We start from the raw sequence: 21,612 nt of genomic DNA on the forward strand, positions 1-21,612 counted from the left end.
TAAAGCTGGCGACAGCACAGTCGAGTAGTACTAATCATCCGAAGCTTTCAAAGCAAACAGACTGTTGTTTGTTCTTCTAACATAACTTCTTTCAATAATATGTCATTTAAGCTCGAGATAGCTTATCTAAAGAAATTTAGGTGCCTATATCGGTGGTGTCCACCTCTTCCCATTCCGAACAGAGAAGTTAAGCCCACCAGAGCCGATGGTACTGCGGTAACACGTGGGAGAGTAGGTCGGTGCCAAATCTTAAAAGAAACCCCTTGACGGTAAGTCGAGGGGTTTTCTTGTTATATACAGGGCCTTATGTTTTAAGGTCGCATAGTTTGAAATATTAAAATCGATATAAAAATATTTAGGTGCCTATATCGGTGGTGTCCACCTCTTCCCATTCCGAACAGAGAAGTTAAGCCCACCAGAGCCGATGGTACTGCGGTAACACGTGGGAGAGTAGGTCGGTGCCAGATCTTAAAAGAACCCCCTTGACAGTAACGTCGTGGGGGTTTCTTCGTTTAAAAGCATTTTATTGCCATGCCTATCTTGTTTTCACCATTAAGGAGTTAAGAAAAGTTAAGGCAACGTTCCCGCAGATTACGCTGATTTGCGCAAACCTGCTTCCTCTTCAGTTTATACCTCCCGACCCAGCTCAATAGCCCTGATGGCAGCGGAAATCCCTTTTGGGCTGAGGAAATTGTTTACTCCAACGGTTCCAAAAAGGATTGCAGTGTACAGCAGGACGGAACCCAACCTATATGCTACTGCCATGGCGCTCCAGATCATCAAAAAATTAATCTTCTGGATTATGCTTAACAAATAAGTTAAACGCCAGATTAAGAGCATGTTCCTTCACAACGAAGGACAGCTAAGAAATTATTTAACTCTACCATTCTTAATGCTCTTAATTTCTTAATGGTAAAAGGACCTCGATTATTGCCAAACATTTAAGGATTAGTCTACTCGTAAAGTAGCTGCTCTAAATTGATTATTATACTCTTGTTAAAAAATGTAAAATCTTTCAGCCTCAAGGTAATAAAACCGTATTATTGTAATATTACGTACATATTATGATGATGAATGTGAACCTTAAGAAATTAACTTTTCTTGCTTTTGTTTTGTGTATAAATTTTAGCGTTTTTGCTCAAAGTAAGAATGTACAACTCCCTGCAAATTGGTTTAACCTCGATTTATTGGAGAACGGATATTTTGGTATCAGTACGGAGAAAGCTTATCGTGAACTTTTAAAAGATAAAAAACCTAAGCAAAATATTATTGTAGCGGTAATAGATGGCGGTGTAGATACCAAGCACCCTGATTTGCAACATGTTTTATGGACGAATAAAAAAGAAATCCCTGGCAATGGAATAGACGATGACGGCAATGGTTATATTGATGATATTCATGGCTGGAATTTTATAGGTTCAAAAAAGGGTAACCTTGAGTTTGATAATTTAGAATTGGTACGTTTATTAAGGCTTTATACACCTAAATATCAATCAACAACAAATTTGACACCTTTAGACAGTACGCAAAAAGAAGAATTTAAACTGTATAAGAAGATGGTTGGCGATTTTGGTAAAAAATATGAAGATGCCAGCAATACCTTTTCAGTTCTGATTGCCATTAACAAAGTTTTGGATTCTGTAGCCAAGATCAATAAAAAGGAAATCCCGACGATGGAGGATGTCGACCAATATAAAGCTGATGATGAAACTGAAGAGCAGGTTAAAACAATCATCAGAAAGGGGGCTAAAGAAGACGGTAGTTTTGAGAAGTTTTATAAGAGTATAAAAGAGGGATATAAGCAATACGATGCGATGCTGAAGTACAACTTAAATCCTAAATATGATATGCGTGCAGAACTGGTTGGCGATGATTACAGCAATCCTTATCAGAAAGATTATGGAAACAATGATGTAAAAGGGCCGGATGCTTTTCACGGAACACATGTATCGGGAATTATTGGCGCTGATCGTACAAATTCGGAAGGTATTTTGGGTGTAGCCAATAATGTAAGTATTATGGCAATTAGGGTGGTACCCACAGGTGATGAGCGGGATAAAGATGTAGCTAATGGCATTAGATACGCGGTTGATAATGGCGCTAAAGTAATTAACATGAGTTTTGGTAAAAGCTATAAGTGGGATAAAAAAGCAGTAGACTCTGCAGTAAAGTATGCAGAACTTAAAGGTGTATTACTGGTACATGCAGCCGGAAACGATAACCAGAATAATGATATTGAAGAGAATTTCCCTAATAAATTTTTTGAAAGTAAAGAGGCTGAGGCTTATAAAGAAGCCAATAAAAAGCCTAGCAAACCTGAATTTACCCCACCTAGGCCTATTGCACAAAATAATGGAATGGGCATGAGGTCACCTTATGACCGATCTGCAATAGTAAAGCCTGCGCCAATCGACTCAGCAAAGTTTAATTTACCCCATGCCAATAATTGGATCGAGGTAGGAGCAAGTGCATACAAAGATGATGATAACCTGAAAGCCGATTTCTCTAATTATGGCAAATATAATGTAGATGTTTTTGCCCCTGGATTTTTAATCAAATCAACCATTCCTGATAATAGATACGAAGAAGCTGATGGAACGAGTATGGCCTCGCCTGTTGTAGCTGGCTTGGCGGCATTAATTTTAAGCTATTACCCAGATTTAAAACCAGCGCAAGTAAGAGAGATTATCATGAAATCTGTTTCGAAAGTAGCACACAAGGTGAAATATAAAAATGAAAGAGGTGAGAATGTTAGAAGGCCTTTTAGTGAAATATGTGTTAGCGGAGGAGTTGTTAATGCCTACAATGCGCTTAAATTAGCCGAAACGTATAAATAATTTGATTTTCGATCTTTTTTTAAAGCACAAGTTCATTACAGCTATTAAGGTTTGTTCCCGTTTTCCGCTGTATCCCTTCGCTGCGCTTTCGGGGATGTCGCTTCGCCCGGAGCTAAGTACTCCTGTAACTGCGCAGATGCTAAACGTAAAAACATATTTATTAAAAACCTACAAGGCTAGGTTTTTAACAAATTCCTGAAAGGTGCCAAAAGTATAATTTTTAGCTTTCATCCACGAAATAAGATCTTCGGTTCGTTTTGCCATTTTTGTACCCGTGTTTTTTCTTACGTAAGCTGGGAAACCGAAGCGATTAAAATCTTCTAAATCGGTAAATTCCCAGGGGTGGAAATAGATATTCAGGTATTTATCTTTTTTGTATGTCCAGCTGGCCAATGTTTTGTAAATGCTCAAAGGCAGATTGTGAAAAGATAACCAGAATAGCGGAAACCTAATTAACGGGCTTACCGAAGCTGGGATCTGCAATACATTATTCTTGATGAAATGTGTTCTGGAGACATTAAAATTGTTATACCGCCCTGGTAAATAGGTTGGATTAATGGACGTATTATAAGTATATCCAGCTTTTTCAATTTCCTTTTCGTCAACGGGCATCATTCTCGCCATGCGGTAGCCTATAATTTCTTTGCCAGAGAGTTCTTCTAATTTTAGTTTGGATTGGAGAAGGTGTTCGGGTTTAAAATCAGAATGATAATAGCCATGCGAGGCAAGTTCGTGCCCCGTTTCGGTAATCCTTTTAATCAGATCGGGAGTATTTTCGGCAAAAGTAACCGTACAAAAAAAAGTAGCTTTTACCTCATATTTATCCAAAATATCCAAAATGGTAATAGTGCCAGCCCTCGAAATGGCAATCTGATCTTCGAAAGAAATATCTTTTCCATATTCAAAAGGCATATCGAACTCTTCGATATCAAAACTTAACAGTACCATTTTATTTTTGCTGAATATTAGTTGAACGGATAATATAATTAGGACGGTTTTTAGATTGCATGAACATTTTACCTACATATATGCCTATAATACCCAAGATAATGAGTTGTAGCCCTCCAAAAAAGACGATAGTCATAATTACAGATGCCCAACCAGAAACCTCTACATGGTTTACAAATGCGTAAATAATATAGGGTATGTACAGTACGGAGGCAAAAGAAAGGATGAAGCCCAGGTATACTGCAGAATATAATGGTTTTATACTGAAAGAGGTAACGCCATGTAAGGCCAGCCTTAACATCTTTTTAAAGGTATACTTGCTATTCCCCGAAAAACGTGCTGCAGGATTGTAACGAATGGCAAACTGCTTAAAACCAAGCCACTTTACCAAACCACGTAAAAAGGGCTCGTTTTCGTGAAAATTCCTAAAAACACTAACAACCTTTTGATCGAGTAAGCGGAAATCGGCTGCTCCTGGTTCTAGATCAATATCCGATAGCCAGTTTAAGGTTTTATAAAATAGGTTTGATGAACTTCTTTTTCCTTTTGATAAATTTTTATCTTCTTCTCTGATAGTGTATACCACTTCAAAACCTTCCTGCCATTTCTGTAGCATTTGCGGAATCAACTCCGGAGGATGTTGCATATCGCAATCCATAGAAATTACACAATCGCCAAAAGCATGGTCCATGCCCGCTTTAACCGCCAGTTGATGACCAAAGTTTTTAGAAAACTCGAGGAAAAATATATTATCTGCTGTTGAAGCATAATCCTTTATCTTTTCGAGCGTATGATCGGCACTTCCATCATCAACCAAGATAATTTCATAATCGTAATTGATGGTCGAAAAAACTTTTTTAATACTTTCGGCTATTACAAAAATATTATCGGCTTCGTTGTAAGCAGGTATTACTATAGAAACTAATTTATTCATTTATCGGCAATCAGATAAGACTCAAAATCTTCTTTCATCATTTGATAAATTATGGTTAGCCAAATGATAACGCAAGGTAGGGCTTTAAGCGAATATAGACGAATAAATTCTTTAACCGGCCTTGGGAAAATATCAGTTGGCGATAGGCTGGTTAATATAAATGCAAAAATAAATAAGGCTATTATCCATCCTTTTTTCGGGCTTTGCTGCACCGTAAACCAAATGGCAACGCCTGCAAAAGCGATAATATAGGTTGGCGATTCAGAACCGCTGCTAAATATAACTGTAAAAATAAGTGTCGATGCCAATAACATTAACCTAAAGCCGAGGTGTTTATATTGCTTAATCCGTAAATAGGGCAAACCAAATAGTACAAGACCAGCCAATAAAAACGGCGCATTTGGAATGTTAATGTTTCCTGTTGCTCTTCTTACCATTCCCATTAAAGAAATATCCTGAAATGAAGTTAACGATGCATTCAAGTCATTTTTATGGGCGAGGGAATGATACCAATCTGTATAAGACTGGATAACGAAGGCCGGTGATGAAATAACCATTGGTAAAGCGAACAGTACTGCAAAAGCAATTAAGCCGCCTATAATAAATTTTAGCTTATTTTTAGTGAAGAAGAAAAATGCCAATCCAACAATTCCGTAAAGTTTAACTAATGTACCGAAAGCAATAAAAAAAGCCGATTGTAATTCTTTCTTTTTAATCAGGTAAGAGAAACTGAGCAATATTAGTCCCGTTAATGCGATGTTAAACTGAAAACTGAAGAGCGCAGTTAAGGCTTCGTGTGCACAGATCCAGGCAATAATAGTGCGTTTGTTTAACGATATAGGGAGACTATAAATTCCCCAAAGCAAGATTAATACATTGGCCACATTCCAAAGCACAGCACCTAAACCATCGGGCAACAGTGCAAAAGGAGCAATAAAGATTGAAAATAAAGGCCCATAGTGGTTACTATCTAAATATTCTGGATAGTTATTGTATAAATTTTGCAGATCTACAGTATGCCAGTATACATATTTGAAAATCAGATAATTATTGTAAGAATGATGGTGGTATTGTTTATAACCCGCTACAATTGCCAATAGCAGATAAATGGCAATTACGCATTCCTTTTTTAATAGAAATGAGAATAGGTTGTTAAGATTAGCGTTTTTTGAGTTGCTCATTATGATTTAGTGCCGCAATATAACCATTTTAACAGTTTGCATAATCATTTACATAGTAGGTGTGTTTTATTGGTTTGGTTATTAGGTGTTTATGTGTGCATATTTTGGATAGGTACTGGGATGGACTAAAATTATGAATTATGATGGAGAGCCGTTATAATTGCACAATAATTGGATATCTGGTGAGCGTCTTTTAGGGATGATAGCGCATATCATTACAAGGGCGTTCCTGCCCTTGTACTTGATTTAATTATGAATATTTTCGAGAACGTTAAGTTATTTTCTTTCATTTAATTCTAACTTAATTTCCAATTAATACACCTAACTTACTTTTGAATCATAAATATTTGGTTGGTATTTATAAGGTTTAGTTGATTAGTACGGGCTATGATGTTTTCATCGTCGCTTTTTTCATATATTATCAATCATTTTTCATCCCTTATTTAGCGATTAAAATAACTCCCATATCGCCTCATTTATTTAAAAATTACTGAATTTGAGTAATTTTTAAATAAAACTTAATAGTTTTAATGCGGAAGTGCTGTTTTTTTAGGAGCTTATTGTCAAATTGCATCCTAATTAGCAGAAATAAGCAGATTTTTTTGTAGTCTTACCAAAAATTATAGATTAGGACCGAAGATATGATTTTTAACCATTGTAGGCTTGGAACTAATTTTTTAGTGCCCTATGAGTTTTTTAAAATTCAACGTTATTTAATGGAAAAGACGTTTTTGCAGTGCAAAAACACTTCATCAACCAAGAAAACCTGCTTTGAAAATATTATATTAGTATATGCAAAATAAGGAATTGGGAGAGGAACGAGATTTAATACTCAAAATAGCTGTTGGCGATCAACAGGCCTTTCGCTTGATCTTTGATGCTTATAAAAATAAGGTTTTTTCTTACGCCAACCGCTACCTGAAATCTAAAGAAAGAGCTGAAGAGGTAGTTCAGGAAACCTTCCTTAAAATTTGGTTAAAAAGGGAAAATCTGAATGCCATTGAAAACTTTGGTGGATACATTCGGAGAATTGCCGTTAACCTTACTTTAGACTTGCTTAGGGTTATTGCCGCTGAAAACAAAACAACAGACTTACAGAAATTAGTTTGGAGTGAACAGGACACTGGGACTGAAGATGCCATTATGCGAAAAGATGCGCAAAGCTACGTTGATCAATTACTGGCTAAACTACCCAAACAGCAAGGATTGGTTTACCGGATGTGCCATATTGAAGGTATGAAACAAAAAGAAGTTGCAGAAATACTTCATATTGCACCCGCTACTGTTAAGGTTCATTTAAGAGAAGCCCTAAAAACATTACGCACCTTGGTTGGTGAAAATAATACTATACCATTCATCTCTTTCGTTTTTCTGGAGCTATTAAAATAAGCGCTCCATCAATTCTGCAGGATTTTGCTAAGATTTCTTAGTATCAGGTTGTTTTTTTAAAAAAAAAATTTTTTGACTACCCCTTTTTGTGTTTCACAAACGTCAACTATTAAAACGAACAAAATAATATCTTTTCTATATCGCCATTGTATGAAAAATGAAGAAATAAGTGAACTTCTGGAGAAGTATGCTCAAAATACTATATCAGAAGAAGAAAAGAGCGTTTTATTTAATCATCTTAACGCCTCAAGTAATGTTGAATTTGAAAAACGCTTAATGGAAAATGATTGGGATTTATTTCAATCTGAAGAAACTATAGCAGAAAGTAAGGCCAATAAAATTTTTAATGAAATTGTTCGCGCCGAAGAAAAGAAGTCTTTTAAATTAAATTTTGCTTGGATAGGCTGGGCTGCTGTGCTATTGATTGCAGGTTTTTCTACTTTTTATTTTTTAAAACCTGCAACGCAAAAAATAACCGCTAAAGCCAATGTAGCAGTTGTTAATGTAGTAGCACAAACGGAGCATAAAAAAATAGTATTACCGGATGGGAGTACAGTGATATTAAATAATGGAGCGGTTTTGCTGTATCCCCAACATTTTGATGGTAAAACCAGAGAAGTTACACTTAAAGGGGAAGGATATTTTGATATTGTTCATGATTCGGCCAAGCCCTTTATCGTTTATGCAGGAAAAGTTAAAACAACTGTTTTGGGTACCGCTTTCAATATTAAAGCCGTTGATGGACAGAAGGTTGTGATAACGGTAACCCGCGGAAAAGTAAGTGTGCAAGATCATCAAAAGCTTTTAGGGGTACTTACACCTAATCAACAGCTAACCTTTGATGAGAAAAGAAAAATGCCAAGCCTGGCCAAAGTGATATCGCAGGAAATTGTAGACTGGCAGGCAAAAGATATTTTCTTTGAAGATATTACCATGAAAGATGCCATTGAAGTATTGGCTAAACGCTTCGGAACCAAAATTACTTTTGTGGATGATAGCGGTAAAAACTGCCGCTTTACCACAACTTTTCAGAAAGGAGAAAGTTTAGATGAGATTTTGCAGGTAATTACATCCTTTAATAATGCAGCATACGTAACCAAAGCCAACGAGATTTTAATTTCGGGCAAGGATTGCAATAATTAAATAATCAATCAACTAAAACCAAACAAACCAAACCACATGAAAGAACTCTACTATTTCCACCTCTGATGAAAAAATCTCCCTGTCCTTGCAAGACAGAGAGATAAAATTTGCACTGTTCCAGCTGGAATTGGAACAGCATGTATTAAACAATTTAGGCATCATTTAAAACATTTAAAATTATGAAATTTTCTGCACAATCAGCAGAGGGCGGGAATCCCTGTAAGAAATTTTTCGCTTCCAAAAAATCACGATATCTAATTCGTCAGATTATGCGTTTAAGCTTTGTATTAGCTATAGTAACCTTTGCCACCTCTTCATTAATCTTTGCTTCTAATACCAAAGGTCAATCGATCTCCAATACGGAAGTTATACTTGGATTAAATCATGAGAGTGTATTCTCTGCCATTGAAAAAATTCAAAAGCAAACACCTTTTATTTTTATTTATAGAAATACCGATCTTAAAGAACTAAGGGAAATAAATATCCCGGTACAAAAACGTACGGTTCAGGAACTGCTTGATCTTTTGTTTAATTCGAAACGTTTCAAAGTAACGCAGTTAAATAACAGGATTTTAATTTCGTCGATAAAACCAGAAGTTAAAGCTTTGCCTGTTGACATCAGGATTTCTGGTATTGTGGTAGATGAAGATGGAGTTCCTATCCCAGGGGTTTCAATACTGCTGAAACAAAACAATAAGGTAAGTACAGCGACTGATAGAAACGGCCAGTTTGGAATTAACGTGCCGGATGAGGGAACGAAAGTGCTGCTTTTTACTTGCATCGGCTATCAGAATACAGAACAGGTTATCGGCTCAGAAAATTCCTACAAAATCGTAATGAAACCTTCGGTAGGTAGCCTAAATGAAGTACAGATTATCGGTTATGGCACTACAACGAGAAAAACGAGTACAGGATCTATTGCTTCTATTACCGCGAAAGAGATCGAAAAGCAGCCTGTTGGAAATCCCTTAGCAGCACTATCCGGCAGAATGTCGGGTGTATTGATTGCCCAAAATAACGGCGTTCCGGGGGGAGCCATTCAGGTGCAGATAAGAGGGCAGAATTCGCTTTCATCAGGAGGGATTCCCTTGTATGTGATTGATGGGGTTCCGTTTACCAATTTTAATGGAGGCTCACCCGCAACAGATAACTTAAATGCTTTCGGAACTTCGGGTGCAAGTGGAGGCGTGAGTCCTTTTAGCATGATCAACCCATCTGATATTGAGCGTATCGATATTTTGAAAGATGCAGATGCCACTTCTATTTATGGATCGAGAGGTGCAAATGGCGTAGTTTTAATTACCACTAAAAAAGGAAAATCAGGGCGCGTAAAAATTGGGCTCAACCTTAACACGGGCTTTACAGAAGTTAATCGTTTTATCCCTATGTTAGATCTTGAACAATACCTGGCACTGCGGACAGAAGCGTTTAAAAATGATGGTGTAACGCCGAACAGCAATAATGCCCCGGATTTGACGGTATGGGACAGGAACAGCTCAACCGACTTCCAGAAAATGTTTATTGGGAACAGGGGGCACGTAAATGAAATTCAGGCTTCAATGTCTGGGGGTAATGAGCAGACCCGTTTTTTCTTCAATTCTGCATACCGCAGAGAAAGTACCGTCTTTTTAGGCGATAATAATGATAAAAGATTCTCCTCGAGATTGAATTTAGACCATAGCTCGCTGAATAAGAAATTTACAGCTTCGTTTTCTGTTAGTTATGCTAATGATAATACCAATATACCAACCGGAGATGTTTCATCAGTGTACAATTTGCCACCAAACCTTCCTCTTTATGATGCTACGGGTAAATTATTTTGGTCTACAAATTTCACTAACCCCCTGGCAACTTTACTAAAGCGATACAATGGGGTAACCAATAACTTAATTGCAAATGCCAATTTGAAGTACACCATACTACAAGGCTTAACTGCCAAAGCAAATTTTGGTTATACCAATACCAGGTTGGATCAGACGGCTACAAATCCGGCATCATCTCAAAACCCGGCAAACAACCCAACAAGTTCTGCTGATTTTACCAATCTTAACGCCCAAAACTGGATTATTGAGCCAACTTTAGATTATGTACGAAGCATTGGCGGTGGAACTTTAACTGCGCTTATTGGAACGAGTTTCCAGCAAAATGCCTCGAATGGGCTTTATATTTCCGGAACAAATTATAGCAATGAGGCGCTGTTGGGCACATTGGGTGCTGCAGGTACTACTACCGTATGGTACAATAATATTGTTAAGTATAAATATGATGCTGTTTTTGCCAAACTAAATTACGATTGGAATGAAAAATACCTTTTCAATGCCACCTTTAGAAGGGATGGATCATCAAGATTTGGTCCCAAAAACCGCTTCGGGAACTTCGGGGCAATTGGTGCGGGATGGGTATTCTCAAATGAAGAATTTATAAAAGATAAGATTCCTTTCCTAAGTTTTGGTAAAATTAGAGGAAGTTATGGTACAACGGGAAATGATCAGATCTCCAATTACCTTTACCTTCCTTTATATTCTTCAGCAACGGCTTATCTTGGCAATGCTGCAACAAATGTAACTGTTCTCCCAAATGAATTTATCCAGTGGGAAACTACTAAAAAACTTGAATTTGCAATTGACTTAGGTTTCTTAAAAGATCGTATCTCTTTTACTGCAAATTACTATAGAAACAGATCATCTGATCAGATCACTTCTAATGCATTAGGCAGTCAGAGCGGATATAATAGTTATACATTAAATCTTCCGGCTACAATCCAAAACAAAGGCTTAGAGCTTGAGTTAAATACAGCCAATATCGTCACAAAAGATTTTTCTTGGAAGACCTCTGCAAACTTCACTTTTACCGATAATAAGATTGTCAATTTTCCAGATCTTGAAAAATCATTTTATGCTTCTTCATATGTGGTTGGCGAATCGATTAATCTTATCCGACTATATCATTATCTTGGCGTTAACCCGACAAACGGAACAGCTATGTTCGAAGATAAAGATGGCAACGGTGTGATCAATTCAAACGATCGTTATATTGCAGATTTAGGAACGCCATTTTTCGGAGGTTTCAACAATACTTTCACTTATAAGAATTTTGAGCTGGGCATATTTTTTCAATTTAACCACCGTTTTGGCGTTACACAAATTGTAAATAACAGACCAGGCGCACTTGGCAACCAAAACGAATATTGGCTGGGAAGATGGACACCGACAAGCACAAATGCTAACCTACCGGGAGCATCGGCAACAGCAGGATCAGTAATTGCCGCTTCCTATAACAATTTTACATCGTCTGATGCAGTATATGGGGATGCCTCATATTTAAAACTGAGATCTGTAAACCTATCGTACTCTTTGCCTACCGAATGGTTAAAGCAGATTAAAATGTCTAATTGTAGCGTCTTTATTCAAGGCCAGAATTTATATACATGGGCAAAGAACAAGTACATCTTAGATACAGAAACAACTGTTCCGGGTGGGCCTCCGGGTTTAGGTACCGGTACACTTAGTCAGGTATTGCCTCCATTAAGAACAATTGTATTTGGTGTTAACTGTTCATTTTAACTGATAAAATCATGAAAAAAATATATAGAAATTTCTTTTATAAAATATTGATCCTTATAGCAGTCTTAACTGTTTCTTCCTGCAAAAAATTTGTAGAACTGGGGGCGCCGCCAACTCAGGTTTTGTTCGAAGATTCTTTTAAAACAGATGCCGCTGCACAGAGCGTTGTGATGGGCCTGTATTCTTTTTCTTCGCAGGCTAACAATGGCTTAATTACTTCACTTACTTTTTACTCGGGGGTTTCCAGTGATGAGTTGCAGTATAATGCAAGCGTAGTATTAACCCAGGAGTTCGCAAACAATTCAATCTCAAATAATAATGGTACAGCTAACGCCATATGGGGAACAACTTACCAATTGGTGAAAAATGCCAATAACGCCATTAGCGGCCTTAGTGCTTCCACAACCTTAACACCTTCTGTAAAAAATCAGCTTTTGGGTGAAGCTAAATTTATGCGGGCGTTTGCGTATTTCCATCTCGTAAATCTTTATGGAGACATACCGTTGCCACTAAAAGACGATTATTCCGCTTTCGAAAATGCAACTTTGCCCCGTACATCAACAACCGAGGTTTATCCGCAGATTATAAAGGACTTAACTGAAGCACAAAATCTATTACCTACAGCTTATGCGGGCACTTTTAGAGGCAGGGTGAACAAATATGCAGCAACAGCACTTCTGGCTAGGGTTTACCTCTACCAAAAAGATTATGCAAATGCAGAAGCACAGGCTACACAGGTTATAGGTTCAGCGGTTTACACACTTCCGGCACCAGAGGCGGCTTTTGTTAATACTAGTAATGAAATTATCTGGCAGATTGGTAATATTTCAGGACTTTCTGTACCCGGAGCCGCATATGTAACCTTACCTGCGGTGATCCCGAATTATACCTTGGCAGATGTAACGTATCAAAGCTTTGAAAGCACAACTGATTTACGCCGTACCAATTGGACAGTTACCAAAACAATTGGCGGGAAAACCTACTATGGTATAAACAAATATAAAATAGGCACTGGAACTGGCAATGAATATAATGTTGCGCTTAGGTTTGCTGAACAATACCTGATCCGTGCTGAAGCCAGGGCGCAGCAAAACAACCTTTCTGGTGCAAAAACGGATATCGATATGGTTAGAAGCAGGGCCGGTTTAGGTGGTGTGAGTGCTACTTTAGATCAAGGGCAGATGTTAACTGCTATTGAACAGGAGCGAAAAGTAGAGTTTTTTGGAGAATGGGGACATCGCTGGTTCGATTTAAAAAGAAATGGTCGCGCAAATGCAGTAATTGGTGCCTTAAAACCAACCTGGAAACCAACTTCCGTTTTGTTCCCAATTCCACAGGCGCAAATCCTGATCAATACCAATTTAACTCAAAATCCAGGTTATCAAAATTAATTATTGGGAGCCTCTCTGGCTCCCATAACTACATCAATCATGAAAAAGACAATAAAATTAGTCGCAACAGCTACCTTGGTTCTTTTGGTAGTAAGTGCTTTTAACATACAACGAGGATATAAATTAACGGGTAAGATAAAAGGAATAGATACGGGATTAATTTATCTTTCGCATAACATTGGCGATAAAGAAATTAAGGATTCTACTACCATTACCAATGGCAGTTTCGCTTTTAGTGGTACAGTACCCGAGGTTAAAATGTATGCCTTAAAGCTTAAGGATGGTAAGCAACAAAAAAACTTTCTTTTAGAAAATAAAGACATCTCAATAGTTGGCGATAAGGATTCGTTGTTTAAGGCTAAAGTAATCGGTTCGCCAGAGACAGATGTTTATTTTGGTTTTTATAATGGTCCTTGGAAATCGATAACAGCAAAGGCTGGCGATATTTACCGCCGTTTAGATAGCGCAAACCAAAAAGGTAAAGTAACCTTAAGCCCGGCACAGCGTAAACCCTTCGATGATGAATTTAAAGCGCTGGATGTGCTTAACCAAAATGCAGTGAAAGCTTATGTAACAGCACATGCTTCTTCGGTAGCTGTTGCGGCAATTGTAGAAGACCGCTTTATTAGTTATCCCTATCCCGAGCAAGCAGCAGCAATGTATGCATTATTTGCTCCAGCGGTTAAAGCTTCATTTTATGGAAAAGCTATTAAAGCCAGTTTAGCATTAACCAATAAAACTGCTCCGGGAAAACTGGCTCCAGATTTTGTAATGAATGATATAGATGGAAAACCACTTAAACTTTCTGCCCTTCGTGGAAAATATGTTTTGGTAGATTTTTGGGCAAGCTGGTGCGGTCCCTGCCGTAAGGAAAATCCGAATGTAGTTGCGGCTTACAAAAAGTACCATGATAAAGGCTTCGAAATTTTAGGCGTATCATTAGACAGTAAAAAAGAAGCCTGGCTAAAAGCAATTAACGATGATGGTTTAACCTGGAAACATGTTTCTGAACTTAAAGGCTGGTCGAATACTGCTGCGACATTATATGGTGTAAAATCGGTTCCCGCAAGCTTTTTATTGGATAAGGATGGGAAAGTTGTTGCAAAAGATTTACGTGGAGAAGAATTGAACAATACATTGTCAAACCTATTTAAAAATTAATTACATGAACACATTAAAGATCAGTAACAAAATGTTAGGATTGCTTTCTATTATCATTCTAGGAAGTGTTAGTGGTTTAAAAGCACAAACCAAACCGGTAGATACAACCAGGATTTATCTAGACAAACTGGTGGCTTCGAAGGAACCTGCAGATAAGGTACTATTGGCAGCCAAATTACAAAAGCTGGCCGCTGCCGATCAGGAAAAAGACGTTGACCTGGCCATTAATTACTACTATCGGTTAAAAAATGTAAAGGCTTCCGATTCTCTTGTTCAGGTAGAATTACAGAAATTTCCTAAAGGTTCGAGAGCGAGGGCACAGGAAGCCAGCAAAATTTATGATGAGAAAACGGCGCTGGCGAAAGAAAATGCCTATAAAATATGGATTAAGAAATTTCCGGTTTCGGGTTCTGGAGAAGAATTGATTGTGTACGATTATGTGGTATCGGCTATTGCTTCTGAATATGCCAAAGAAAAAAATGCCGCTAAGGCTATCGAGTATATTAACAAGCTTCAGGTAGATTTTTGGAAAGGAAACGGATTTGGTGGTGTTGCAGAGACTTTTTATAAAACCGGCGATTTAAAAAATGCAGCTGTATACTATAAAAAAGCCATGGAAAGTGCTAAAACCTATTATGATGGAAAGCTGCCTAACGAAAATTCATCCAAATTTGCCGCTTCGGGTTACCCGGGTTTAACCATGACTTATGCAGGTATTCTTTTCGAACAAAAGAAGTATGATGAAGCACTTATTTATGCCGATTTAGCGGCTAAAAATCCAAAAACGGCTTCTCCAAGATCAAATTTCCAATACGCCAAAATATTAATGGCATTGAATAGAAATCAGGAGGCTTATACTAAATTGGAAGAGGCCGTAAAATCGGGCAAGGCCAATGATGAAATGAGCAGTACCTTTAAAAAACTTTATATTAAAGTAAAGGGAAGTGATGCGGGTTTCGACGCCTATGCTGCTGAAATCAGAAAAGGGATTCTGGCCAATCTACAGCAAAAACTTAATAAAGAAATCATCAATAAACCAGCTGTAGATTTTACATTAACCGATATTGAAGGCAAAAAAGTTACACTAAGCAGTTTAAAGGGTAAAGTGGTAATCCTCGATTTTTGGGCAACCTGGTGTGGGCCATGTAAGGCTTCTTTCCCTGCAATGCAAATGGCGGTTAATAAATATAAAGAAGATCCAAGCGTGAAGTTTTTGTTTATTCATACCTGGGAGAAAACAGCTACGCCAACTCAGGATGCGAGCGATTATATTAAATCGCAGAAATATAGTTTCGAAGTGTTAATGGATACCAAAGATCCTGATTCGAAAGTTAACAAGGTGGTTACTGATTATAAAGTGTCGGGAATTCCTTCAAAATTTGTGATCGATCCTGCAGGGAATATCAGATTTAACCTGATGGGTTTTGATGGTAGCAATGAAGCTGCGGTAGATGAAATTTCGATGATGATTGATATGATTAAAAAAGGTTAAATCCGTTGTGTTTTACTAGAGTTTTTAACCCCATACCAATAACTGTACGGGGTTTGCTTTTTTAAAGGCCACTATTTCTCTATTAATACGGCAACATCGCGATGTACACTTTTATGCAGTTCTTTGCTTCTAACTCTGCTTAATGTTTCTAATCTCATTCCTAAATAGCTTGCCAGATAGCGGAGCGGTATTTTGTTTAAGTCTACATTTCCGCTTTCTGCCAGCTTTTGGTACCGTCGCAATGCATTGGGTATTCTGGCCAGTATAGATCTTTCGGATGCAGCATAATTGTGTACTGCTAACAGTTTTCGCCCGATAATGTTGGCTTCTTCGAAATGGGAATAAGCATAGTCGATTAACGTATAAGGAACACGGATCAGCTCGCAATCTTCTAAGGCCTGTAAATATTCTACAGAGTGGTTAGCTTGTAAATCAGGGTGGCGAATGGCTCCTACAATATTATTACCAAAGCAAAACCAGGTTGTAATATCTTTGGTGCCATCTTTTACAAAACCACGAACAATACCACTTTTTACAAAGTAAAGTGCTGCATTACTATCAACAGGAGAGACAATGTGTTTATTTTTTCTAATCGTTACTAATGAGCAATGTTTTTCGTACTGCGCAATAAGGCTACTGGAAAGCTTATGGTATTGCTCCATATACTGGATAAGTGGCCATACAAAAGAACTGTTGCTGTTAGAATTGAGCATAATGTTATAAACTTTTAGGTTCAAAAAGAGATCTTTTTTGATAGATAATCATCTTGCTTTTATATAATATACAAAAATAATCTTAATATGTGCATTTAAATAAGTAATAATAGGCGAAGGTTGGTGGCTGTCAGTCCGTGCGCCATTAGTTCGATTTTAAATTCTACCAGGTCGCCTGTAGTGATGTTTTCAGTAAGATTTGCTAAACAAAATGCAATTTCCTGTTCGTTTTCGTCTTGTATAAATCCAAAGCCAACCGATTGATCGATTTGTATTACCGTGCCCTTTCTCATTATACGTCTGTTTGGTTTTAACTAACATACGTGTAATGTGGCAACAAAGTTTTTCGGCTCTCCTAGTCTTAGCATCTCGCTAAGACTTAGTTTTTGCCACGGAGACTCGGACACGGAATTAAATTGTGGGGTCTTAGCGTACCGCTAAGACCAGAGCGTTTAGCGCATAATCATTAAAAGATTTGCTTCGCAGAGCCTTGGGGTTCTTTACTGCGTTCAGAATGACAGCAATACCATTGTCTTCCCAAATGAAAAAAACCTTTCCAAAATGGAAGGGTTTTTTTATGTCTAATTTAAATTTAAAGGTTTTATTTTAATACAAATTATTGTATATCAGTTGTTTGTGTTTTGTTTTTCTTTTGTGGTATAAGGTTGGCTAATGGCATGTAAAATCAATATATCATGACAATACTATTTTTTTTAATCCTAATCCTGCTCTGCTGGGCTACTTACAAATCAATCGACTGGTTCGAAAAAATCTAACATTATGATCGCATTATTTATTATCGCCATCGCCGTATTTATCTATATGATCTACGTGCTGATCAAACCCGAAAAATTTTAATCCATTCTCCTCTACAGAGGATAATTAGCAAATCAAAAAATGAACACTGAATTAACAGGCATTGTCGCCACATTCCTGCTCACCCTGGTCATCGCAATACCATTGGGTAAATACCTGGCCAAAGTTTTTGCAGGAGAAAAAGTCTGGACAGATTTTTTAAAACCATTGGAAACTGGTATTTACAAGCTTTCCGGAATCAATATTAAAGAACAGATGAACTGGAAACAGCAGTTAAAAGCACTGCTTACCATTAATATACTGTGGTTGTTTTACGGTTTTTTTGTACTCATCTTTCAGGATAAACTTCCATTCAATCCGGATGGAAACCCTGGGATGACACCAGATCTGGCTTTTAACACCATTATTAGCTTTGTTGCTAATTGTAACCTGCAGCATTATTCGGGCGAGAGTGGCGTAAGTTACCTTACCCAGCAATATGTACTCATGTTTCTTCAGTTTGTAAGCGCAGCAACGGGTATTGCAGCTGCAGTTGTATTGTTTAAAGCATTCAGGGATAAAACAACAACCCAGCTAGGAAACTTTTGGGAATTTTTTGTGAAAGCAATTACCCGTTTATTATTGCCATTATCTTTTGTGATGGCGCTAATCTTAACCTTTAACGGTACACCTGCCAGTTACGAAGGAAAAGACCAATTTATATCGATGCAGGGCGATACGGTACATGTTTCGAGGGGACCAGCTGCCCAAATGATTGCCATTAAACACTTAGGTACAAATGGTGGAGGTTATTTTGGGGTCAATTCAGCACATCCATTTGAAAACCCAAGTTATTTTACCAATATGGTTGAGCTGATTGCGCAGGTAATCATTCCTATTGCAATGGTAATTGCCTTTGGTTATTTCATCCGCAGGAAAAAACTAGCATGGACCATCTTTGGTGTTATGACCATCGGTCTGTTTATGTTGCTCATCCCTATGCTTAGCTCGGAGCTGGGCGGTAATCCGGCATTAGCTAAAATGGGAATTTCTCAGTCTACTGGTGCCATGGAAGGAAAAGAAGTACGCTTCGGCCCGGCTGCCTCTGCTTACTGGTCTACTGTAACTACAATTATTTCTACGGGTTCGGTGAACAGTATGCACGATAGTACGATGCCAATGTCAGGTACATGGCAATTACTGGGAATGATGATCAATTCATTCTATGGGGGATGTGGTGTTGGTTTATTAAACTATTTCATTTACCTGATTGTTGCCGTATTTATTTCAGGCTTGATGGTGGGAAGAACGCCGGAGTTTCTTGGACATAAAGTAGAGGCCAGAGAAATCAAGATTGCAGCTATTATTACTTTGTTAAGTCCGTTTTTGATCCTTGCCGGAACAGCGATTGCGAGTTACATCTTTACCAGTCATGGCGATGCTGCATGGGCAGTGCAACCTAAAAACTGGCTCAACAACCCCGGTTTCCATGGATTCTCAGAGATGTTATATGAAATGACTTCATCGAATGCCAACAATGGTTCGGGATTTGAAGGGTTGGGTGATAACAATATGTTCTGGAATCTATCTACCGGTATTGTGATTTTCCTTGGCCGTTTCTTGCCAATTATAGGCCCTGTTGCCATCGCTGGATTATTGGGTGCCAAAAAATTCATCCCCGAATCTGCTGGTACACTTAAAACAGATACCAAAACCTTTGCACTGATGACTTTTGCAGTGATCATAGTGTTAAATGCACTTTCTTATTTCCCTGCCCTGGCTTTAGGTCCGTTGGCAGAATATTTTACCATGCTTAAATAAATGAGAGTTGTCACATTGAGGCTGTCGAAATGAAATTATCAAAGGTCCTTCGACAAGCTCAGGATGACAAACCACACCATAATCTGTGAAATCAATTAAATCTGTGAAATCACATAACAAATAAAAAAATGAAACCCAATAATAAATTGTTCGAACCTGCCTTGGTGCAGACCGCACTAAAACAATCTTTTATCAAGCTTGACCCAAGGGCAATGGTGCGTAACCCGGTCATGTTTACCGTCGAAATCGGAACACTGGTAATGGCTTATGTGACTGTATACTCTTTTAGCCATAGCGGACAAGGATCGCCTTTATACAATTTCTTCATCTTCTTAGTTTTATTGCTTACCGTTTTGTTTGCCAACTTCGCCGAGGCTATTGCAGAGGCAAGAGGTAAAGCACAGGCAGACAGTCTTCGTAAAACAAGAGAAGAAACACCTGCAAAAGTGCTTTTGGCAAACGGAACCATAGAAATCCGTTCGTCCAACCAATTAAAAAAAGGAGATGTGTTTATCTGCGAAACAGGTGATACCATTCCAACAGACGGAGAGATTATTGAAGGTATTGCCACCATCGACGAATCGGCCATAACTGGAGAGTCTGCCCCAGTAATACGTGAATCAGGAGGTGATAAATCTTCGGTAACCGGAGGTACAAAAGTATTATCTGATGAAATTAAAGTTCAGGTGAGCACTGCTCCCGGAGAAAGTTTTTTAGATAAGATGATTGCCCTGGTTGAAGGTGCATCACGCCAGAAAACACCCAATGAAATTGCATTAACAATTTTGCTGGCTAGTTTTACCCTGGTATTTATCATCGTATGTGTAACATTGAAACCTTTTGCTGATTATGCCAATACGCCGATTACCATTGCTGCACTGATCTCCCTTTTTGTATGTCTGATCCCAACCACCATTGGTGGACTTTTATCTGCCATTGGTATCGCCGGAATGGATAGGGCGTTAAGGGCTAACGTAATTACCAAATCTGGTAAAGCGGTAGAAACTGCGGGTGATATTGATGTATTACTTTTAGATAAAACTGGAACGATCACTATTGGTAACCGTAAAGCGACCAATTTTTATCCAACTGCAGGTGTAAACATTAAAGTTTTTACCGATGCTTGTGTACTGAGTTCGTTAGCCGATGAAACCCCAGAGGGAAAATCAATTATTGAGCTTGCGGCCGAGCAAGGTATTAAATCTATCGGAACACCACAGGGATCTACGTTTATTAAGTTTACTGCCGAAACCCGTTCGAGCGGATTGGATACTGCCGACGGAAGAAGGATCAGAAAAGGCGCTTTCGATTCGATCAGGAATATTGTAGAAAAGGCTGGGAATATTTTTCCTTCCGATATCGAAAACCATGTAAAGGCTATTGCCACTAACGGTGGAACGCCACTTGTAGTATCCGAAAATGAGAAAGCCCTTGGTGTAATCGAACTGCAGGACATTATTAAACCAGGCATTAGCGAACGTTTCGAACGTTTAAGGAAAATGGGTGTGAAAACTGTGATGGTTACAGGTGATAATCCATTAACAGCCAAGTATATTGCAGAAAAAGCTGGTGTTGACGATTTTATTGCTGAGGCTAAACCCGAGGATAAAATGAACTACATCAAAGATGAACAGACACTCGGTAAGCTGGTAGCGATGATGGGTGATGGTACCAATGATGCTCCTGCATTGGCTCAGGCTGACGTTGGAGTAGCGATGAACAGTGGAACACAGGCTGCAAAAGAGGCCGGTAACATGGTCGATTTGGATAACGATCCTACAAAACTGATCGAGATTGTAGAAATTGGTAAACAGTTGCTAATTACACGTGGTACGCTCACTACTTTTTCAATCGCGAATGATGTGGCCAAGTATTTTGCAATCGTTCCGGCTCTATTTATCGCATCAATTCCTGCTTTGCAAAGCCTGAATATTATGGGCCTGCACTCACCAGAATCGGCAATCATGTCCGCTGTGATTTTTAATGCCATCATTATTCCGATCCTGATTCCGCTGGCATTGAAAGGGGTAGCTTATAAACCTATTGGTGCAACAGCATTATTGCGCAGAAACCTGTTTATATATGGTATTGGTGGCGTAGTTGCTCCATTTATAGGCATTAAAATAATCGATTTATTGGTTGGCTTATTTGTATAAAAGAATCTGTAAGCGGTGAGGTAGTTGCTAAAAACCAGCATTGCCAGTAAGTTAAAGATGCTTCGTACCTCAGCATGACATCAAGGAA

The 21,612-nt window shown here is 38.2% G+C and carries 15 protein-coding genes and 2 rRNA genes; 12 read left to right on the forward strand and 5 right to left on the reverse strand.

The features are described 5' to 3' along the window. Window positions 1-136 precede the first annotated feature (136 nt). From rrf (EYS08_RS14090) to EYS08_RS14100, 3 genes are all read left to right on the forward strand, one after another. Window positions 137-248 (forward strand): 5S ribosomal RNA (rrf, locus tag EYS08_RS14090). Between the two features lie 107 nt (window positions 249-355). Further along, a 5S ribosomal RNA gene (rrf, locus tag EYS08_RS14095) occupies window positions 356-467 on the forward strand. A gap of 603 nt (window positions 468-1,070) precedes the next feature. Next, window positions 1,071-2,837, forward strand: a complete 1,767-nt coding sequence (locus EYS08_RS14100) for a S8 family peptidase (RefSeq protein WP_165456466.1) — start codon at window positions 1,071-1,073, stop codon at window positions 2,835-2,837. 168 nt (window positions 2,838-3,005) lie between these two features. Here EYS08_RS14100 and EYS08_RS14105 read toward each other — a convergent pair whose 3' ends face one another. Genes EYS08_RS14105 through EYS08_RS14115 form a run of 3 tightly spaced genes read right to left on the reverse strand, consistent with a single transcriptional unit; the run spans window position 3,006 to window position 5,900 of the window. Beyond that, window positions 3,006-3,785 (reverse strand): polysaccharide deacetylase family protein, encoded by a 780-nt coding sequence (locus EYS08_RS14105; protein WP_131030646.1) that lies wholly within the window; start codon window positions 3,783-3,785, stop codon window positions 3,006-3,008. A gap of 1 nt (window position 3,786) precedes the next feature. Next, window positions 3,787-4,719 carry a glycosyltransferase family 2 protein gene (locus tag EYS08_RS14110; RefSeq protein ID WP_131030647.1) on the reverse strand — a complete coding sequence of 311 codons (933 nt, stop codon included), beginning with the start codon at window positions 4,717-4,719 and terminating at the stop codon, window positions 3,787-3,789. Beyond that, window positions 4,716-5,900 carry a glycosyltransferase family 87 protein gene (locus tag EYS08_RS14115; protein WP_131030648.1) on the reverse strand — a complete coding sequence of 395 codons (1,185 nt, stop codon included), beginning with the start codon at window positions 5,898-5,900 and terminating at the stop codon, window positions 4,716-4,718. The genes EYS08_RS14110 and EYS08_RS14115 overlap by 4 nt, the downstream gene beginning before the upstream one ends. A 792-nt stretch (window positions 5,901-6,692) precedes the next feature. On the opposite strand from EYS08_RS14115, the gene EYS08_RS14120 reads away from it, so the two are divergent. The 6 genes from EYS08_RS14120 to EYS08_RS14145 all read left to right on the forward strand — a co-directional run bounded on the left by EYS08_RS14120 (window position 6,693) and on the right by EYS08_RS14145 (window position 16,039). Further along, complete coding sequence (locus EYS08_RS14120) at window positions 6,693-7,289, forward strand: RNA polymerase sigma factor (protein WP_131030649.1); 597 nt, start codon at window positions 6,693-6,695, stop codon at window positions 7,287-7,289. Between the two features lie 150 nt (window positions 7,290-7,439). Then, complete coding sequence (locus EYS08_RS14125) at window positions 7,440-8,432, forward strand: FecR family protein (RefSeq protein WP_131030650.1); 993 nt, start codon at window positions 7,440-7,442, stop codon at window positions 8,430-8,432. Window positions 8,433-8,701: 269 nt separating this feature from the next. Next, window positions 8,702-11,995: a SusC/RagA family TonB-linked outer membrane protein gene (locus EYS08_RS14130; protein ID WP_165456460.1), complete on the forward strand. Its 3,294-nt coding sequence runs from the start codon at window positions 8,702-8,704 to the stop codon at window positions 11,993-11,995. 11 nt (window positions 11,996-12,006) lie between these two features. Then, window positions 12,007-13,386 carry a RagB/SusD family nutrient uptake outer membrane protein gene (locus tag EYS08_RS14135; RefSeq protein ID WP_131030652.1) on the forward strand — a complete coding sequence of 460 codons (1,380 nt, stop codon included), beginning with the start codon at window positions 12,007-12,009 and terminating at the stop codon, window positions 13,384-13,386. A 39-nt stretch (window positions 13,387-13,425) separates the two neighbouring features. Continuing rightward, a complete protein-coding gene (locus EYS08_RS14140; RefSeq protein ID WP_131030653.1) occupies window positions 13,426-14,547 on the forward strand; it encodes a TlpA disulfide reductase family protein in 1,122 nt (373 codons plus the stop codon). Window positions 14,548-14,551: 4 nt separating this feature from the next. Next, window positions 14,552-16,039 (forward strand): redoxin domain-containing protein, encoded by a 1,488-nt coding sequence (locus EYS08_RS14145; RefSeq protein ID WP_131030654.1) that lies wholly within the window; start codon window positions 14,552-14,554, stop codon window positions 16,037-16,039. A gap of 71 nt (window positions 16,040-16,110) precedes the next feature. On the opposite strand, the gene EYS08_RS14150 is transcribed toward EYS08_RS14145, so the two are convergent. Both EYS08_RS14150 and EYS08_RS14155 read right to left on the reverse strand, forming a co-directional pair. Further along, entirely contained in the window at window positions 16,111-16,776 is a 666-nt protein-coding gene (locus tag EYS08_RS14150; RefSeq protein WP_131030655.1) for a Crp/Fnr family transcriptional regulator, read from the reverse strand. Window positions 16,777-16,847: 71 nt separating this feature from the next. Further along, window positions 16,848-17,045 carry a cold-shock protein gene (locus EYS08_RS14155; RefSeq protein WP_131030656.1) on the reverse strand — a complete coding sequence of 66 codons (198 nt, stop codon included), beginning with the start codon at window positions 17,043-17,045 and terminating at the stop codon, window positions 16,848-16,850. Window positions 17,046-17,532: 487 nt separating this feature from the next. Between EYS08_RS14155 and EYS08_RS14160 the strand changes: the two genes are divergently transcribed. The 3 genes from EYS08_RS14160 (at window position 17,533) to kdpB (ending at window position 21,524) form a co-directional block, all read left to right on the forward strand. Beyond that, window positions 17,533-17,610 carry a potassium-transporting ATPase subunit F gene (locus EYS08_RS14160; RefSeq protein WP_082035969.1) on the forward strand — a complete coding sequence of 26 codons (78 nt, stop codon included), beginning with the start codon at window positions 17,533-17,535 and terminating at the stop codon, window positions 17,608-17,610. 39 nt (window positions 17,611-17,649) lie between these two features. After that, window positions 17,650-19,368: a potassium-transporting ATPase subunit KdpA gene (gene kdpA / locus EYS08_RS14165; RefSeq protein WP_131030657.1), complete on the forward strand. Its 1,719-nt coding sequence runs from the start codon at window positions 17,650-17,652 to the stop codon at window positions 19,366-19,368. Between the two features lie 128 nt (window positions 19,369-19,496). Further along, window positions 19,497-21,524, forward strand: coding sequence for a potassium-transporting ATPase subunit KdpB (gene kdpB, locus EYS08_RS14170; protein WP_131030658.1), 2,028 nt, complete (start codon window positions 19,497-19,499; stop codon window positions 21,522-21,524). The last annotated feature ends 88 nt before the right edge of the window (window positions 21,525-21,612 follow it).

Origin of the sequence: Pedobacter kyonggii (assembly GCF_004310665.1) — a bacterium.
Lineage (GTDB): Bacteria > Bacteroidota > Bacteroidia > Sphingobacteriales > Sphingobacteriaceae > Pedobacter > Pedobacter kyonggii.

Coding starts and splice junctions, on each gene's coding strand:
- EYS08_RS14115 (WP_131030648.1), bottom strand. CDS start 5,900: ATGAGCAACTCAAAAAACGCTAATCTTAACAACCTATTCTCATTTCTA.
- EYS08_RS14130 (WP_165456460.1), top strand. CDS start 8,702: ATGCGTTTAAGCTTTGTATTAGCTATAGTAACCTTTGCCACCTCTTCA.
- EYS08_RS14100 (WP_165456466.1), top strand. CDS start 1,071: ATGAATGTGAACCTTAAGAAATTAACTTTTCTTGCTTTTGTTTTGTGT.
- EYS08_RS14105 (WP_131030646.1), bottom strand. CDS start 3,785: ATGGTACTGTTAAGTTTTGATATCGAAGAGTTCGATATGCCTTTTGAA.
- EYS08_RS14140 (WP_131030653.1), top strand. CDS start 13,426: ATGAAAAAGACAATAAAATTAGTCGCAACAGCTACCTTGGTTCTTTTG.
- EYS08_RS14135 (WP_131030652.1), top strand. CDS start 12,007: ATGAAAAAAATATATAGAAATTTCTTTTATAAAATATTGATCCTTATA.
- EYS08_RS14160 (WP_082035969.1), top strand. CDS start 17,533: ATGATCGCATTATTTATTATCGCCATCGCCGTATTTATCTATATGATC.
- EYS08_RS14110 (WP_131030647.1), bottom strand. CDS start 4,719: ATGAATAAATTAGTTTCTATAGTAATACCTGCTTACAACGAAGCCGAT.
- kdpA (WP_131030657.1), top strand. CDS start 17,650: ATGAACACTGAATTAACAGGCATTGTCGCCACATTCCTGCTCACCCTG.
- kdpB (WP_131030658.1), top strand. CDS start 19,497: ATGAAACCCAATAATAAATTGTTCGAACCTGCCTTGGTGCAGACCGCA.
- EYS08_RS14125 (WP_131030650.1), top strand. CDS start 7,440: ATGAAAAATGAAGAAATAAGTGAACTTCTGGAGAAGTATGCTCAAAAT.
- EYS08_RS14145 (WP_131030654.1), top strand. CDS start 14,552: ATGAACACATTAAAGATCAGTAACAAAATGTTAGGATTGCTTTCTATT.
- EYS08_RS14155 (WP_131030656.1), bottom strand. CDS start 17,045: ATGAGAAAGGGCACGGTAATACAAATCGATCAATCGGTTGGCTTTGGA.
- EYS08_RS14120 (WP_131030649.1), top strand. CDS start 6,693: ATGCAAAATAAGGAATTGGGAGAGGAACGAGATTTAATACTCAAAATA.